The 14,978-nt window shown below is 46.2% G+C and carries 15 protein-coding genes; 9 read left to right on the plus strand and 6 right to left on the minus strand.

Going from position 1 to position 14,978, the window contains the following annotated elements:
• Positions 1-3 precede the first annotated feature (3 nt).
• The 3 genes from ACN0W5_RS14720 to fsa form a co-directional block, all read right to left on the minus strand.
• Positions 4-915, minus strand: a complete 912-nt coding sequence (locus ACN0W5_RS14720) for a tyrosine recombinase XerC (RefSeq protein WP_417454851.1) — start codon at positions 913-915, stop codon at positions 4-6.
• A gap of 85 nt (positions 916-1,000) precedes the next feature.
• A complete protein-coding gene (locus tag ACN0W5_RS14725; RefSeq protein WP_417454852.1) occupies positions 1,001-1,726 on the minus strand; it encodes a DUF484 family protein in 726 nt (241 codons plus the stop codon).
• 21 nt (positions 1,727-1,747) lie between these two features.
• A complete protein-coding gene (fsa, locus tag ACN0W5_RS14730; protein WP_417454853.1) occupies positions 1,748-2,404 on the minus strand; it encodes a fructose-6-phosphate aldolase in 657 nt (218 codons plus the stop codon).
• Positions 2,405-2,684: 280 nt separating this feature from the next.
• On the opposite strand from fsa, the gene ACN0W5_RS14735 reads away from it, so the two are divergent.
• From ACN0W5_RS14735 to ACN0W5_RS14765, 7 genes are all read left to right on the plus strand, one after another.
• Positions 2,685-4,949, plus strand: a complete 2,265-nt coding sequence (locus tag ACN0W5_RS14735; RefSeq protein WP_417454854.1) for a primosomal protein N' — start codon at positions 2,685-2,687, stop codon at positions 4,947-4,949.
• 403 nt (positions 4,950-5,352) lie between these two features.
• Positions 5,353-5,913, plus strand: coding sequence for a F0F1 ATP synthase subunit delta (locus tag ACN0W5_RS14740; protein ID WP_299379660.1), 561 nt, complete (start codon positions 5,353-5,355; stop codon positions 5,911-5,913).
• On the plus strand, positions 5,913-7,445 hold the full coding sequence (gene atpA, locus ACN0W5_RS14745) for a F0F1 ATP synthase subunit alpha (RefSeq protein WP_417454855.1): 1,533 nt from the start codon (positions 5,913-5,915) through the stop codon (positions 7,443-7,445). The genes ACN0W5_RS14740 and atpA overlap by 1 nt, the downstream gene beginning before the upstream one ends.
• A 47-nt stretch (positions 7,446-7,492) precedes the next feature.
• Entirely contained in the window at positions 7,493-8,377 is an 885-nt protein-coding gene (locus ACN0W5_RS14750) for a F0F1 ATP synthase subunit gamma (protein ID WP_417454856.1), read from the plus strand.
• A gap of 45 nt (positions 8,378-8,422) precedes the next feature.
• Positions 8,423-9,847, plus strand: a complete 1,425-nt coding sequence (gene atpD, locus ACN0W5_RS14755) for a F0F1 ATP synthase subunit beta (protein WP_047764955.1) — start codon at positions 8,423-8,425, stop codon at positions 9,845-9,847.
• A 48-nt stretch (positions 9,848-9,895) separates the two neighbouring features.
• Positions 9,896-10,300, plus strand: a complete 405-nt coding sequence (locus tag ACN0W5_RS14760; RefSeq protein WP_417454857.1) for a F0F1 ATP synthase subunit epsilon — start codon at positions 9,896-9,898, stop codon at positions 10,298-10,300.
• 150 nt (positions 10,301-10,450) lie between these two features.
• Positions 10,451-11,188, plus strand: coding sequence for a TerC family protein (locus ACN0W5_RS14765; protein WP_417454858.1), 738 nt, complete (start codon positions 10,451-10,453; stop codon positions 11,186-11,188).
• 84 nt (positions 11,189-11,272) lie between these two features.
• Here ACN0W5_RS14765 and ACN0W5_RS14770 read toward each other — a convergent pair whose 3' ends face one another.
• Entirely contained in the window at positions 11,273-11,851 is a 579-nt protein-coding gene (locus ACN0W5_RS14770; protein WP_417454859.1) for a PhnA domain-containing protein, read from the minus strand.
• A 295-nt stretch (positions 11,852-12,146) separates the two neighbouring features.
• On the opposite strand from ACN0W5_RS14770, the gene ACN0W5_RS14775 reads away from it, so the two are divergent.
• Both ACN0W5_RS14775 and ACN0W5_RS14780 read left to right on the plus strand, forming a co-directional pair.
• Positions 12,147-12,659: a GNAT family N-acetyltransferase gene (locus ACN0W5_RS14775; RefSeq protein ID WP_417454860.1), complete on the plus strand. Its 513-nt coding sequence runs from the start codon at positions 12,147-12,149 to the stop codon at positions 12,657-12,659.
• A 62-nt stretch (positions 12,660-12,721) separates the two neighbouring features.
• Positions 12,722-13,051 (plus strand): 5-carboxymethyl-2-hydroxymuconate Delta-isomerase, encoded by a 330-nt coding sequence (locus ACN0W5_RS14780; protein ID WP_417454861.1) that lies wholly within the window; start codon positions 12,722-12,724, stop codon positions 13,049-13,051.
• On the opposite strand, the gene ACN0W5_RS14785 is transcribed toward ACN0W5_RS14780, so the two are convergent.
• Both ACN0W5_RS14785 and ACN0W5_RS14790 read right to left on the minus strand, forming a co-directional pair.
• Positions 13,052-13,543, minus strand: coding sequence for an RNA pyrophosphohydrolase (locus tag ACN0W5_RS14785; RefSeq protein WP_417454862.1), 492 nt, complete (start codon positions 13,541-13,543; stop codon positions 13,052-13,054).
• A 28-nt stretch (positions 13,544-13,571) separates the two neighbouring features.
• Positions 13,572-14,945: a divergent polysaccharide deacetylase family protein gene (locus ACN0W5_RS14790; protein ID WP_417454863.1), complete on the minus strand. Its 1,374-nt coding sequence runs from the start codon at positions 14,943-14,945 to the stop codon at positions 13,572-13,574.
• Between the last annotated feature and the right edge of the window lie 33 nt (positions 14,946-14,978).

The raw sequence follows: 14,978 nt of genomic DNA on the forward strand, positions 1-14,978 counted from the left end.
GGGTTAATTCTTCGTCGTCGGATGGGCTTTGTCGTATACCTTTAGCAACTCGTCTGCATCTACATCAGTATAACGCTGTGTTGTGGAGAGTGAGTTATGGCCCAAGAGCTCTTGAATCGCTCTGAGGTCGCCGCCATTGGAAAGCAGGTGGGTAGCGAAGCTATGTCGAAGAGCGTGCGGCGTTGCGGTCTCTGGTAAGCCAAGCAGGCCACGGAGCTTTTGTGTTTGGAGTTGTATAATTCTTGGTGAAAGCCGTTTTCCTTTAACGCCAAAGAAAAGGGGCGATTTCGGGCTTTGTGGAAAAGGGCAACTTGCTTGGTATTCTGCTATAGCATCGGTAACAACAGGTAAAATAGGTACCAGACGTTCTTTATTTCTTTTGCCCAAAATGCGAAGGAAATCTTGTCCTTTTTGCGGAGTATCTTCTTGGTTTAATTCCAGTGCTTCTGAAATACGTAGGCCGCAGCCGTAGAGAAGAAGAAGCACAGCTTGATCTCTGAGACCAACCCAAGTGTCGTCTTGAAGTCTAGAGCTTTGATCCATCACTTGTTGCGCTTCTTCTTTGGTGAGCGCTTTGGGAACGGCATGTGTCTTCTTCGGTGTACGAAGAATATCAAGGGCATGGTTATTGACCAGCTGCTGCTTGTTCATCCATTTGAACAGGCCACGGACAGCGGACAATGCCCGGGCAGTTGAGGTCTTACTTAAATTTTGTCCGGTGCGAGCGGCAAGCCATGATCTGAAATCGCGGATTTGAAGCTGGTCTATTGATTTCAAAGTTACGTTATAACCGCTATGTTCAGCATGGAATCTTAAAAATGATCGAATGTCGTGTGCGTAGGCTTCAATCGTTTTGTCAGAGGATCTTTTTTCGTTGCGGTGCCAGCTTAACCAATCTTCGAAAGCATCTTGCACATCATCGTTCCAGGGAAGAACTGTGAGATCGATTTTCTGTGTCGTTTGGGGGGGCTTTTTTATTGTTCTTCCCCTTGTGAGTTTATTATTCAGGTAATTTAAGCCAAGTTCTGATCGTGTTCTCAACTACTGAGCCCATAAAACGAATCAGCTCAGTGCCCTGGCCAGGTTCAAATTGATCGTCCCTTTGTGAACCGAATGCTAGCATGGCTGGGGGCGTTGTCGACGAGATATGTAGCCTGATCAAGGCATCAGATTGGATAAGGGGGGCCATGGTGCCGTAAAGGCAAACATCGCCTTGTATGTGGCTTCGAAGAACGGCTGGTTGCCCGCTGCCGATCAATCCGTCGACCATACCGGGGAGAAGGCAGGAAATGCCCTCTACGGGGGCTGCGACATCTGATTCGCCAGGTTGCTCAACACCTATGGCGATTGCGTCCATCCCCATGATGATGGGAAGTTCGGTGCTGATAATATCAATCAGATGTTCAAAGTTCTGGGCAGAAATTAGCGCAGTGACAGCCCGATGCGTTCTGTCTTGAGTTAGCTTATTGTGATGGCTTCTTGATATGACAACATCACGTTCTCTTGTTATCTGAGCAAGTTGATTGCGCAACTTTTCAATCATATGCTGTTGCAGATCGGCAAGACCGCGCCCTTCTGTTTTTCCGGGAATCTCAAGGGTGTCTATCACTTGGGGATGTTGCACCAGAAAATCCGCGTGCTGACGAAGGTATTTTTCGACATGACGCGCAGTGATGAGAGGTTCTTTGATTTGATCTGTCTCTACATCCTGAGAAGGGCTGCTCATAATCTTGTCCTACACCACTTGCTAGAGAATGGATTGACCGGTTTTTTTCCAGTCAGCCATAAAGGCCTCTAGACCTTTGTCGGTTAATGGATGCTTGAACATTGCTTTAAGAACGGCTGGTGGAATGGTTGCCGTATCTGCACCCATCTTTGCCGCTTCAACCACATGAAGGGGGCTACGGGTAGAAGCAACCAGAACCTTTGTGCTGATATCCGGATAGGCACTGTAGATTTCAACAATGTCTGAAATTAACATCAAACCGTCTTGTGCCAAATCATCAAGGCGCCCGATAAAAGGTGAAATATATGTTGCGCCAGCTTTTGCCGCCAATAGGGCTTGAGCGGAAGAGAAGCAAAGCGTTACATTGGTATCGATACCTTCGTCAGAGAAGGTTTTACACGCTTTCAGTCCATCAGGTGTAAGGGGTAGCTTGATAACAATATTGTCTGCGATGGCAGCAAGCTTACGACCCTCAGATATCATGCCGTCATATTCAAGGGATGTAACTTCGGCGCTAACAGGGCCAGGTACGACGTCGGCAATTTCTTTGATGACCTCAATAAACTGACGACCACTTTTGGCAATCAAGGACGGGTTTGTCGTTACGCCGTCAACAAGGCCGGTTGCCGCTAGTTCGCGAATCTCGTCGATATCCGCTGTGTCGATAAAGAATTCCATCAATCAATCCTGTAATAATATGTCGCGTTCTGTTTCTTACCTTGGAGTGTTTTCCAGGTATAATCGAACATGTTGTCATCCTGTCAGGTAGCCTATTGCTGCCCGAGGTCCATAGTTTCAATATATATAAATCATGAATGTACGAAGGGAAAGTGAACGATATCGTTTTTACATGTATCGTTTATATGTTCTTGATCGGTTTTCTGGTTTTCTTCCTTGTCATTGTCGTTTCTATAAGCAAAGGCTAAGGCGCAATTTATTAAGTAGGGGATAACGATTCGTGCTCGATGGTGGTAAAGAACAGGCTTTGTTTGAAGATATGGATAAACAGCCTATTCGCTGCCGAGTACAGGTCATTCTGCCGATTGAGAAGCCTTATGATTACCTTTTGCCCTATGGCCCCGACGGAACTCAGATAGAGTTGGAAGCCGGACAGGTTGTGATGGTACCTGTCGGACGTCGTATCTTGCCTGGTGTTGTTTGGGATGGGAATGCGGATGAGAATGTTCCTCTCAAAAAATTAAAAGAAATTGTTGAAGTTTCCGAAGTGCCGCCATTGCAGTCGGAGTTACGGAAGTTTGTAGAATGGGTTGCGAACTATACACTCTCTCCGCAAGGTTCTGTTCTCAAAATGGCTTTGTCTGTTCCCCAAGCATTAGAAAGGTTGGTGGGACAAAAGCTTTATCGGCTGGTTACGGATTGTCCAAATGAAAAGCCCGAAGCAGGTAAGCCTCGTCTGACGAATGCTCGACAGAAGGTAATTGATGTCATCACTGATAGCGGGGGCTGGGTACTAGCTGATCTAGTGAGGGAATCTGGAGTTTCTAGTTCTGTCGTTAAGGGGCTGGAAAAACTTGGGTTGATTGAAAGTTATTTTGATGCGCCGGACTTTTCCTTCCCTCATCCAATGTTTGATGTTGCGGGGCCAGAACTATCCCCTGATCAAAAAGCTGCGGCAGATGATTTGATTGGCAGGGTTAAAAATCAAACCTTTTCTACGGTTGTTCTGGATGGTGTTACGGGATCTGGTAAAACAGAGGTCTATTTTGAAGCTGTAGAAGCAGCGTTGAAAGAAGGGCGCCAAGCATTGGTCCTGTTGCCCGAGATTGCGCTTTCAAGCCAGTGGCTGGATAGATTTGAGAAGCGATTCGGGGTGGCGCCTGCGGAATGGCATTCGGACTTAACACCTGCTTCAAGACGAAAAACTTGGCGGGCTGTTGCCGCTGGTAAGGCGCCGGTTGTGGTTGGGGCGCGTTCGGCTTTGATGCTGCCGTATAGTGACCTTGGCCTTATTATTGTTGATGAGGAGCACGAAGGCTCCTTTAAACAGGAAGACGGTGTTTATTATCACGCAAGAGATATGGCCGTTGTAAGGGCAAAGGGATGTAATTGTCCGATTGTTTTGGCGTCTGCGACACCGGCGCTCGAAACGATGGTTAATGTACAGAACGGGCGATACGAACGCTTGATTTTACCTGGCCGTCATGGAGGCGCCGGGATGCCTGATGTTGAACTGATCGATCTGCGTTTTGATAAGCCAGAGCGATTGCAATCTGGTCCTGGGTGGCTGTCTCAGGCGCTTCGAGGGGCTATTCGCCAAACCCTTGAGGCTGGAGAACAGGCAATGCTGTTCCTGAACCGTAGGGGATATGCGCCACTCACGCTCTGTCGAACGTGTGGTCATCGACTGCAATGCCCGCATTGTACGGCGTGGCTGGTTGAACATCGACGGTTTCGACGATTGCAATGTCACCATTGTGGCTTTTCGGCCGCTCTCCCCGAAACGTGCCCTTCATGTAATGCTGAGGATTCTCTCGTCCCTTGTGGTCCAGGTGTCGAGAGGATTGTGGAAGAGGCCAAGTTGCTTTTCCCCGATGCCAATGTGGCTTTGATGGCGAGTGATACGATGACGTCTCCAGCCGCAACCAAAGAGATGGTCGACAGTATCCAGAATCGAGAGGTTAACCTTCTGGTGGGTACGCAAGTCGTGGCAAAGGGGTATCACTTCCCTTATTTGACATTGGTTGGGGTGGTGGATGCTGATCTGGGATTGTTTGGGGGTGATTTAAGAGCTGCGGAACGGACCTTTCAGCTATTACATCAAGTGGCCGGGCGTGCCGGGCGTGCCGAGCACAAAGGACGAGTGCTGTTGCAAACATCTGATCCTAAGCATCCTGTGATGCAGACACTTAAAGCTGGGGATCGAGACAAGTTTCTGGAAATTGAAGCTGAAACGAGAGCGCGGGGGAATCTCCCGCCCTTTGGTCGTTTGGCTGCTGTTATCATTTCTGGCCCGGATGAAGTTGAAGTCGATAATTTTTGTGCGAGCTTGGCCAGATCGATTCCCCAGTTTGATGGGGCGCAAATTCTTGGCCCAGCACCTGCTCCACTTGCTTTGTTACGTGGAAAATTCAGGCGACGATTCTTGATCATGAGTAAAAAATCCATTGCGCCTCAAGGCATAGCGAAAAATTGGCTTGCCCAGATTAAAGCACCATCGCGGATCAAGGTCGTTGTTGATGTCGACCCCTATTCTTTTCTGTAGCGGATTTGTAATAAAACCTGTCACGCTGCTCTCTCTGCCGTCGTATTGCTACGGGGTAGGGATGTCGTGATTAGTCTTGTAAAGAGGCGGAGATGCAGGAGTAAAAGTTTTTTTATAAAAACGAGAATAAAAAAGTAATGGTAAAATCGGTACATTTTTAAGGATAAACAGAGACTTCTCAGGGGTTCCAGAGGACTCTTTTCCTCAGGTGCGGCGAAAAGAGTATCATAAAAGGTCGAATCTTTCGTCTGACTCGCTTGAAACCCTGTTATGACTGTGATACCTAACCCGCGCCTGATGATTAGTACAGCTCGTACTTTTCGTAAGAATTTAGTTTCGGCTTCACTGAAATGTGACCTGTACAGGCAGGGTCAATTTCTGGCTTATCTTGGGGGCAACCAGCTTGGCAGGCGAAAACACTAGCTTGAATGGCTTGGCAGGGCGCTATGCATTAGCGCTACTGGAAATTGCCGAGGAAAAATCTGCATTGGATGCAGTGGCTGAAGACTTGCAGGGCCTGAAACAACTCGTTTCAGATAGCTCTGAGCTTCAGGATTTGCTCAGCTCTCCGCTTTACACTCGCGATCAGCAGGTTAAAGCGATTTCAGCGGTTCTGGACAAGGCAGGCGTTAATGACGTAACGCTTAACTTTGTACTGGTTGTTGCTGAAAATCGTCGTCTTGCTGTTCTGGCTGACATGGCTGATGCCTACTTGGCAGAATTGGCGCGTCGCCGCGGTGAGGTCCGAGCAAAAGTAACAGCAGCACACGAATTGACAAAGACACAGCAAAAAGCAATCGCAGATGCGTTAAAAGCTTCCGCTGGTGGATCTGTCGAAGTTGACGTAACTGTCGATGAATCCCTAATCGGGGGCATGATTGTGCAGGTTGGTAGCCGCATGGTTGATAGCTCCTTGCGTACAAAACTTCAGAGACTTGAATTGATGATGAAAGGGGTTGGGTAATGGATATCCGCGCCGCTGAAATCTCTACCATTCTCAAAAACCAGATTGAAAACTTCGGCGCTGACGCTGATGTGGCTGAAGTAGGCCAAGTTCTTTCTGTGGGTGATGGTGTGGCTCGTATTTATGGTCTGGACAATGTTCAGGCTGGCGAGATGGTGGAATTTGCTAACGGTATTCGGGGCATGGCCCTTAACCTTGAAGTCGACAACGTTGGTGTCGTGCTTTTCGGTGATGACCGTGGTGTTAAAGAAGGCGATACAGTCAAACGTACCGGTTCTATTGTTGACGTTCCTGCAGGTAAAGGTCTGCTGGGTCGCGTTGTTGATGGCCTCGGTAATCCGATTGACGGTAAAGGTCCTCTTAAGGATGTTGAGCGTACGCGTGTGGAAGTAAAGGCCCCTGGCATTATTCCACGTAAGTCTGTTCATGAGCCAATGCAGACTGGTATTAAGTCTATTGACAGTCTTATTCCAATCGGGCGTGGCCAGCGTGAACTTATTATCGGTGACCGTCAAACTGGTAAGACAGCGATTGCTCTGGATACTATTCTAAACCAAAAAGTAACGAATGATGCTGCTTCTAGCGAAAGCGAAAAGCTTTTCTGTATCTACGTTGCTGTTGGTCAGAAGCGTTCCACTGTTGCTCGTTTGGTCAAGACTCTCGAAGATAATGGCGCTATGGAATATTCCATCGTTATTGCTGCGACAGCGTCTGACCCTGCACCGCTTCAGTTCCTTGCTCCATATACTGGCGCAGCAATGGGCGAGTACTTCCGCGACAACGCAATGCATGCTGTGATCGTTTATGATGATCTTTCCAAGCAGGCTGTTGCTTATCGTCAGATGTCTCTTCTCCTTCGTCGTCCTCCTGGACGTGAAGCTTATCCTGGTGACGTTTTCTATCTTCACTCCCGTCTACTTGAGCGTTCATGTAAATTGAACGATGAACACGGTGCAGGCTCTTTGACTGCTCTGCCAGTGATCGAAACTCAAGGCGGTGACGTGTCTGCCTTTATTCCGACCAACGTGATTTCAATTACTGATGGTCAGATCTTCCTTGAAACGAACCTTTTCAACAAAGGTATCCGCCCAGCTGTAAACGTTGGTCTATCGGTTTCCCGTGTTGGTTCTTCAGCGCAGATCAAGGCTATGAAACAAGTTGCGGGTAGTATTAAACTTGAGCTCGCTCAATATCGTGAAATGGAAGCTTTCTCTCAGTTCGCTTCTGATCTCGATGCAGCTACTCAGCGTCTGTTGGCTCGTGGATCTCGTTTAGTCGAGCTTCTCAAACAGCCTCAATACAAACCGCTGACTGTTGAAGAGCAGGTTGTTGTTATCTATTCAGGCGTGAAGGGTTATCTTGATGCGATTGACGTGAAAATGATCAGTCACTTCGAAGAGAAACTTCTTTCTGAAATTCGTGGCAATGGCCAGGACATTCTGGAAACTATCCGTACAGAGAAAGCTCTTTCTGCTGATACAGAAAGCAAGCTGAAGTCCTTTATGGATAATTTTGCCAAGACTTTTGTTTAACGGATTGGCAATCCAGAGTTTAATGGCTGTGGGAAACGAATAACGACATGGCAAACTTAAACGATCTGAAACTTAGGATCTCTAGCGTTAAATCAACGCAAAAGATCACTTCGGCCATGAAGATGGTTGCCGCGGCTAAACTGCGCCGTGCACAAGAACAAGCTGAAGCATCCCGACCATACGCTGAGCGTATGGAACGGATGTTAGGTTCTCTTGCTGCATCTGCAGGCAAACAGCCCGGGGCATCTCCTCTTCTTGCTGGAACAGGTAAAGATGACGTTCACTTACTCATCGTAGCCGCGGCGGATCGCGGTCTTTGTGGTGGCTTCAATTCTAATATTGTAAAAGAAGCGCGCAAGAAAGCTCATGAGCTGATCAAAGCTGGTAAAACTGTAAAGTTTTACTGTATTGGTCGTAAATCTCGTGATCAGCTACGACGTGAATTTGGGCCTAATATCGTTGATACGATTGAAGATGTTGCAAAACCTAGCTTGAGTTTTGATAAAGCTACGACAGTATCTGATACCGTACTGAGAATGTTTGATGCTGGCGAATTTGATGTTTGCACGATCTTCTACGCGAAGTTCAAATCTGTAATCGTTCAAATTCCTACTGCTCAACAGTTGATCCCATTTGAAGCTGAGGGCGATGCGGATGCATCTGGCCTTTCTGATGGTGGTATCTATGATTATGAGCCGTCTGATGAGAAAATCTTGAGTGATTTGTTGCCTCGCAATATTTCAATTCAGATTTTTAAAGCGATGCTTGAAAATGCCGCTAGTGAGCACGGTGCTCGTATGTCTGCTATGGACAGTGCGACACGTAACGCTGGCGAGATGATTGATCGACTGTCGATTCAGTATAACAGAACGCGTCAAGCAAACATCACAAACGAATTGATTGAAATTATCTCCGCCAAAGAGGCTCTCTAATCTTAGAGAACCCTGGCAAGCGCACTGGCTAAGGAGTGACACTAAATGGCTGATAAGAATATCGGTAAGATCACACAGGTCCTAGGACCGGTGGTTGACGTTCAATTTTCAGGTGGAAATCTTCCTGAAATTTTGGGCGCTCTAGAATTACAGAACGATGGCAAACGCCTTGTTCTTGAGGTTGCCCAGCATCTGGGTGAAAACACAGTTCGTACCATTGCTATGGATGCAACTGATGGCCTTATGCGCGGTCAGGAAGTTTCTGACACTGGCGATGCTATTAAAGTTCCTGTTGGACCTGAAACTTTGGGTCGTATCATGAACGTTGTTGGTGAGCCAATTGATGAACGTGGCGATATTGGAAACAAAGCTTCTTTCCCAATTCACCGTGCTGCACCTAACTTCGATGAACAGGCTACTGATGCCGAGATCTTGGTAACTGGTATTAAAGTTATCGATTTGCTTTGCCCATACTCAAAGGGTGGTAAAATTGGTCTCTTCGGTGGTGCCGGTGTTGGTAAAACCGTGACAATCATGGAATTGATCAACAACATCGCGAAAACACACGGTGGTTACTCTGTGTTTGCCGGTGTTGGTGAGCGTACTCGTGAGGGTAACGATCTTTATCACGAAATGATTGAAGGTGGTGTTATCAACCTAGACGGCGACAGTAAATGTGCGCTTGTTTATGGTCAGATGAACGAACCTCCAGGGGCGCGTGCTCGTGTTGCTTTGACTGGTCTTACTCAGGCGGAATACTTCCGTGATGAAGAAGGTCAGGACGTTCTGTTCTTTGTGGATAACATTTTCCGTTTCACACAGGCTGGTTCTGAAATTTCAGCGCTTCTCGGACGTATTCCTTCTGCTGTTGGTTATCAGCCAACTCTTGGTACTGATATGGGTGCCATGCAGGAGCGTATTACGTCGACAAAGAAAGGTTCAATCACATCTGTTCAGGCCGTTTACGTTCCTGCTGATGACTTGACTGACCCTGCGCCTGCAACAACCTTCTCTCACTTGGATGCGACAACTGTTTTGTCTCGTCAGATTGCTGAGCTTGGAATTTATCCGGCTGTGGATCCATTGGATTCAACAAGCCGTATTCTTGAGCCATCAGTTATTGGTGAAGAGCACTATACAATTGCCCGTGAAATTCAACGTGTACTTCAGTCTTACAAAGACTTGCAGGACATTATTGCGATTTTGGGTATGGATGAGCTATCCGAAGAAGATAAAATGACTGTTGCGCGTGCTCGTAAGATCCAGCGTTTCTTGTCACAGCCGTTTGACGTGGCTGAGGTCTTCACTGGCTCTCCTGGTGTTCAGGTTGCTTTGGAAGACACCATTAACGGTTTTAAAGGCATTCTTGCTGGTGAATACGATCACCTTCCAGAAGCAGCTTTCTATATGGTTGGTACCATTAGCGAAGTTGTTGCCAAAGCTGAGAAAATGGCCGCTGAAGCCGCTTAAGGTTTCTGATCTTTAATTGTCGTTAAGACAGGTAGCAGGAAGAGAATAATGGCCAAAGAACAGGTCGAATTCGAACTCGTTTCTCCAGAGAAACTACTTCTTTCCCAAAGTGTCGACATGGTTGTCGTCCCCGGTGAAGATGGTGACTTTGGTGTGCTGCCGCGTCACGCACCGATGATTTCCACGGTTCGTCCCGGCGTAATCGCAATCTATTCTGGTAAAGAGATTAGTGAGCGAATTTTTGTCGCCGGTGGCTTTGCCGAGGTAACCACGGAACGCTGTACCGTTCTCGCCGAAGTGGCTCAGCCTGTCGGTGAGATTGACAAAGCAGTAGTCCAGCAGCAGCTTCAAGATGCAAAAGAAGATCTTTCTGATGCAAAAGATGACGCCGCTCGTGACGCCGCAAGAAAACAGATCGGATTGTCTGAGGCCATGCTTACAGCTATTGGCTGATTAGACAGTTTATGAATTAAAAAGCCCGGTGCTTTCGAGCCCGGGCTTTTTTTATGTCTAACAGGCTTTGAATCTTATCATTGATCCTCAAGACTATATCGCTAATGATTGTTCTGAATTATTTAGCCCTCAACTTCTAAAAGTGAACTTATGGAAAATTTTGTACCCCTGCTAAGTGAACCGTCAACCTGGTTGGCTCTTTTTACCTTGATCGTTATGGAAGTTGTTCTTGGAATAGATAACCTTATCTTTGTATCTATTCTGACAAATAAACTTCCAGAAGCGCAGAGGCCTAAAGCACGTGTTATAGGGTTGAGTCTTGCTCTTATTTTCCGACTTGCTTTGCTTGGGACTGTTGCAATTATTGTCCAACTTGTGGAACCGGTTATCACTTTGTTCGATCACAGCTTTTCATGGCGAGATATCATCCTGATCTCGGGCGGATTATTTCTTGTCTGGAAAGCAACTAAAGAGATTCATCATAGTGTTGACCCCGAGGATAGTGATGCTGATGCTCAAGGTGCTGTCGTGAGCAGCTTTGCAACCGTCATTGGTCAAATTCTGGTGCTTGATCTTGTCTTTTCCATCGACAGTATTATCACAGCGGTCGGAATGACCGATCATGTACCAATTATGGTGATTGCTGTGGTTATTGCGGTCATCGCGATGTTGTTGGCTGCGGGGCCTCTATCCCGTTTTATCGAAGCGAACCCAACAATTGTAATGCTGGCGCTAGGTTTCCTTTTAATGATCGGTATGACTTTGATTGCGGATGGTTTCGGTGTTCATGTGCCTAAGGGATACATCTATGCCGCTATGGCTTTTTCTGCCTTCGTTGAACTACTTAATATGTTGTCTCGTAAACGCCGCAAGAAGAAGGTCAGTTAGAGCAAAGAACGGGTACATTAAAAGAAGAGAGCTGCAAACTTCAATTTTGCGGCTCTCTTGATGTATCTATAAGGGCGGTTAGTTTTAGGATTTTTTGACGTATTTAGTCAAAATAACGATTTGCTGCCCGTTTACTCGACCTTCTATGTGTTCAGGTGTGTCGGGAACCAAAGATATGCCCCGCACAGCTGTTCCTCTTTTAGCCGTGAAGCCACCACCTTTGACGTTTAGGTCTTTTATCAGGGTAACAGTATCACCAGCTTCAAGAATCGCTCCATTTGAATCAAGGTGCTTTACTGTGTTGTTATCTGAAGAAGTAGCCTCGGTGGATTGAGCCCATTTTAATGTTTCTTCCTCCAGATAAAGCATATCGAATAGATCTTGTGCCCATCCTTCACCATTAAGGCGTTTTAACATCCGCCATGCCATAACCTGAACGGCGGGTGTTTGGCTCCACATACTTTCATTGAGACAACGCCAATGATTTATATCCAGATCTTCGTTTTGTTCAATCTGTCCGTGGCATTTTCCACAGATCAAAATACTTTGGTCTAGTGTTGCATCTGTAGAAGGTGGAACAACGTAGTTAACTAAGCCATCTGGCGTGCTACATAATTCACATTTGGCTTCTGCTCGATTGAGGAGATCTTTGTCTACGGCCATTACAGGGTCTTTCGCTAGATATAATAATCCCTGAGGATTAATGCTGTTTCCTTGCCTTGGGTGGGGGCGGGTTTTGTTTCAGGGCTTTTGGGGACAATAGCAGCGCTTTAATGGCACAACAATATCGGATACTAATTATCCGCAGGTTATTTTGTATTTATATTGATGGAAAGGATGATACTTTTTTTTCATTCTTTTGAAGCACACTGATTTTATAGAATAGAGAAGATATTGAAGACTTTTGGCCTTAAGGTTAGGGGGCAACAAGACATAGTTGATCAACAGGGGAGCCTTTATGTCTTTTATGGAAATCGTTTTTCTTAATGACGGCAGAATAATCAGGCCTTGCGGTATTGATGATATCGAAGATGTATCCGAAATGGTGATTACAGAAGCCAAAAGAAGTATTGCTTCGGACTTTGATGAAAAGAGGTGGGAGGATTTTCAGGAATATGTATCGTTTGACCAAATCTTGAAAAGGTTGGTGACAGGATCTAAAGCACTTTTGGTGCAGGAAGAGGATGATCGGATATCAGGTTATCTAGAGATTAATAATAATCAAATTGTGCTTCTTTTTATTACGGGCTATGCACAAAAACGTCATCTGGCAACACAGCTTTTCAAGCGTGTCGTTATGGCCTTGTCACCGAATGAGTTGTACGTAAATGCGTCTTCTCAAGGATATGATTTCTATTGTTCTCATGGCTTTATTCCTCTTGATGAGTGGAGTGAGAAAGAAGGCGTAAAATATCGTCCGATGAAGTGGGAAAATAGTGACTCCACTGATGAAAACGAGTTCACAAAATAATGGTTCTGTTGTTCGCGCTTTGTTACCCTTAAGGTCTAATTCTCCCTATTCGGAAAAAAATAATGCCTCACTGTATTATTGAGTACGCAAAACCCTTGGAAAATCAGATTGCCGTCGCTGATTTGGTCAAGGAGCTATTCGAAGGAATGGTGAATAGTGGTTTATTTAACCGCTCATCAATCAAGGTAAGAGCGTTACCTTCGGATCATTTTGTGAATGGATCGGACAAACAACTTTATATCCATACGACCATTAAACTGCTACCGGGACGCAGCCCAGAACAAAAAGAAAAGCTAGGGAAGGGACTGCTTGATATAAAGACGCAAGCCCTTGGCGATACTGCCATGCTATCTGTTGAGGTGGTGGATCTGAAAGAAGCCTATTTCAAGTGATCAGCTATATTGAATAAATTCATCAACCAGTTGCTGATATAATCTTTGTTTAAAAGGAACAATGAGATCTGGCAAAGATTTCATTTCAACCCACTTCCAATCGGAAAATTCTGGTATCTCTGTGTTGATATTGATATCGGTATCTTGGCCTTCAAATTTGAAAACAAACCATTTTTGCTTTTGCCCTCTGTAACGGCCTTTCCATATCTTGGGGACAAGATCTTTCGGTAAATCATAGGCGTACCAGTCCCGACTTTCAGCGATTAAACGAGCATTAGCAGTACCGGTTTCTTCTTCCAGTTCTCTCAATGCCGCGGTCATTGGGTCTTCGCCTTCGTCAATACCGCCTTGTGGCATTTGCCAAGCTTCTCCGGGATTGTCTATACGCTGAGCCACAAAGACATGGTTGTTCTGGTTAAGAAGCATGATACCAACGCATGGCCGATAGGGAAGAGTGTCGATCTGGTGATCTGTTAAGGGGGCGTCAGACATGATTCTGTTATGCTTTTTCTAATTGGATTCAATTGATTGTCGTTGGGCTTGATGGTTCTTGTGTTGGTGTCGTTAGTGAGCTTTCATCAATTACAGCAGTAATGGGGACCAATTGAAAACCACGTTGCTCGATATCATTCACCCATTTGGCGATTCGTTCCAGCGTCACAGGAAATGGGCGCCCAGTTGCAATAGCAAAGTTATTTTTTGTTGCTATGCGTTCAATTTGTGCCAAACGGGCGTCAATTGCTTGTCTGCTCAATTGTGCTTCATCAATCGCGCGTTGGTTCACGACAACAGGTGTACCAAGGCTTTTGCCAAGTGAAGACACAAGACTGGCGTCATTATCACCACTATCCAGAAATAGGAGGCCGTGGTCTTTGAAGTATTCCATAACAGGGCGCATTTGACGTTCTGATGTAACAAAGCGGCTGCCCATATATGCCGCCATGCCCACATAGCCAGATCCTCTGGTTGCAATCCAGGCCAGGTTGTTGAGGTTGCCTTCGGGTTGGCGCCCGGTCAGAAGTGCCTGTGGTCCAGGATCATCCGATGGATAGGTCAGGGGCTCCATCGGCAAGTCAAGCATCACTTCGTGATTTTGAGATCGCGCAAGGGCAATCCAGCTTTCCAAATTTTTGGCATAGGGCGTAAAGGAAAGTGTAATTTGGCTGGGAAGTTGGCGGATCGCGGCATCGGTAGCCGCTTTTGATAGGCCTAGTCCAGTTAAAACAATTGCTATTCTTGGGCGTCCGTTGGCCTCTGGAACTTTTTGACCAAAGAGCTTCCAGCTTGGTTCATTACTAAAAACGGGTGGGTTTGGGGGATAGGGTGATGGATTGATCGCGGCGACTTCTGGGGATACCGTAGATACTCCTTCAGCCGCTGAGGTTGTTTCTACGGTTTCGTCTTTTTGAGCTATGGTCGCATCAGAAGCGTGATCTGCTGTTTTGTTTTCTTCTTCCTTGGTTTCTTCTGCGGCGTTTTCTTCTGGCGTTGGTGCCGTTATTTCTGTTGTTTCTTGACTATCTTCTGCTTCATTATTGAGGTGTTCAGTGTCAGTTCCATCTTCAGGCAATGAAGCCGTGGCTTCATCCTGTGTCGATGGCGAATAGTTCGACGCATTTGGCGTTTCTTTTTCTTCTATAGGGAGTTCTGGTTGTGTGGGATCCTCTGAGAGGGGAGAATCTTGGCCTGAAATATCTTCGGCTGCTATGTCCTCATTTCCTAAAGAAGATACATCTTCAGAATGGTTCTCATCACCGTCTTGGGGAGACGTCTCTTGTTCATATTGGTAGGGTAAAGGTACGTGTGGCCCCAAAATCGTATAGCCAACGGCTGCACCGATTATAGAAACCAGTACAGCCCAGCAGGTTATAAGTAAGATTTTTTTCCAGTTCACGGTTGGTCCAACTGAAGTTATCAACCAAGTGGG

It is taken from the genome of Kiloniella sp. (assembly GCF_048270245.1).
GTDB lineage: Bacteria > Pseudomonadota > Alphaproteobacteria > Kiloniellales > Kiloniellaceae > Kiloniella.

Excerpts from the sequence above, each read along its gene's own strand:
- ACN0W5_RS14725 (WP_417454852.1), bottom strand. The coding sequence starts at position 1,726 with ATGAGCAGCCCTTCTCAGGATGTAGAGACAGATCAAATCAAAGAACCT.
- fsa (WP_417454853.1), bottom strand. The coding sequence starts at position 2,404 with ATGGAATTCTTTATCGACACAGCGGATATCGACGAGATTCGCGAACTA.
- atpA (WP_417454855.1), top strand. The coding sequence starts at position 5,913 with ATGGATATCCGCGCCGCTGAAATCTCTACCATTCTCAAAAACCAGATT.
- ACN0W5_RS14750 (WP_417454856.1), top strand. The coding sequence starts at position 7,493 with ATGGCAAACTTAAACGATCTGAAACTTAGGATCTCTAGCGTTAAATCA.
- atpD (WP_047764955.1), top strand. The coding sequence starts at position 8,423 with ATGGCTGATAAGAATATCGGTAAGATCACACAGGTCCTAGGACCGGTG.
- ACN0W5_RS14760 (WP_417454857.1), top strand. The coding sequence starts at position 9,896 with ATGGCCAAAGAACAGGTCGAATTCGAACTCGTTTCTCCAGAGAAACTA.
- ACN0W5_RS14765 (WP_417454858.1), top strand. The coding sequence starts at position 10,451 with ATGGAAAATTTTGTACCCCTGCTAAGTGAACCGTCAACCTGGTTGGCT.
- ACN0W5_RS14770 (WP_417454859.1), bottom strand. The coding sequence starts at position 11,851 with ATGGCCGTAGACAAAGATCTCCTCAATCGAGCAGAAGCCAAATGTGAA.
- ACN0W5_RS14775 (WP_417454860.1), top strand. The coding sequence starts at position 12,147 with ATGTCTTTTATGGAAATCGTTTTTCTTAATGACGGCAGAATAATCAGG.
- ACN0W5_RS14780 (WP_417454861.1), top strand. The coding sequence starts at position 12,722 with ATGCCTCACTGTATTATTGAGTACGCAAAACCCTTGGAAAATCAGATT.
- ACN0W5_RS14785 (WP_417454862.1), bottom strand. The coding sequence starts at position 13,543 with ATGTCTGACGCCCCCTTAACAGATCACCAGATCGACACTCTTCCCTAT.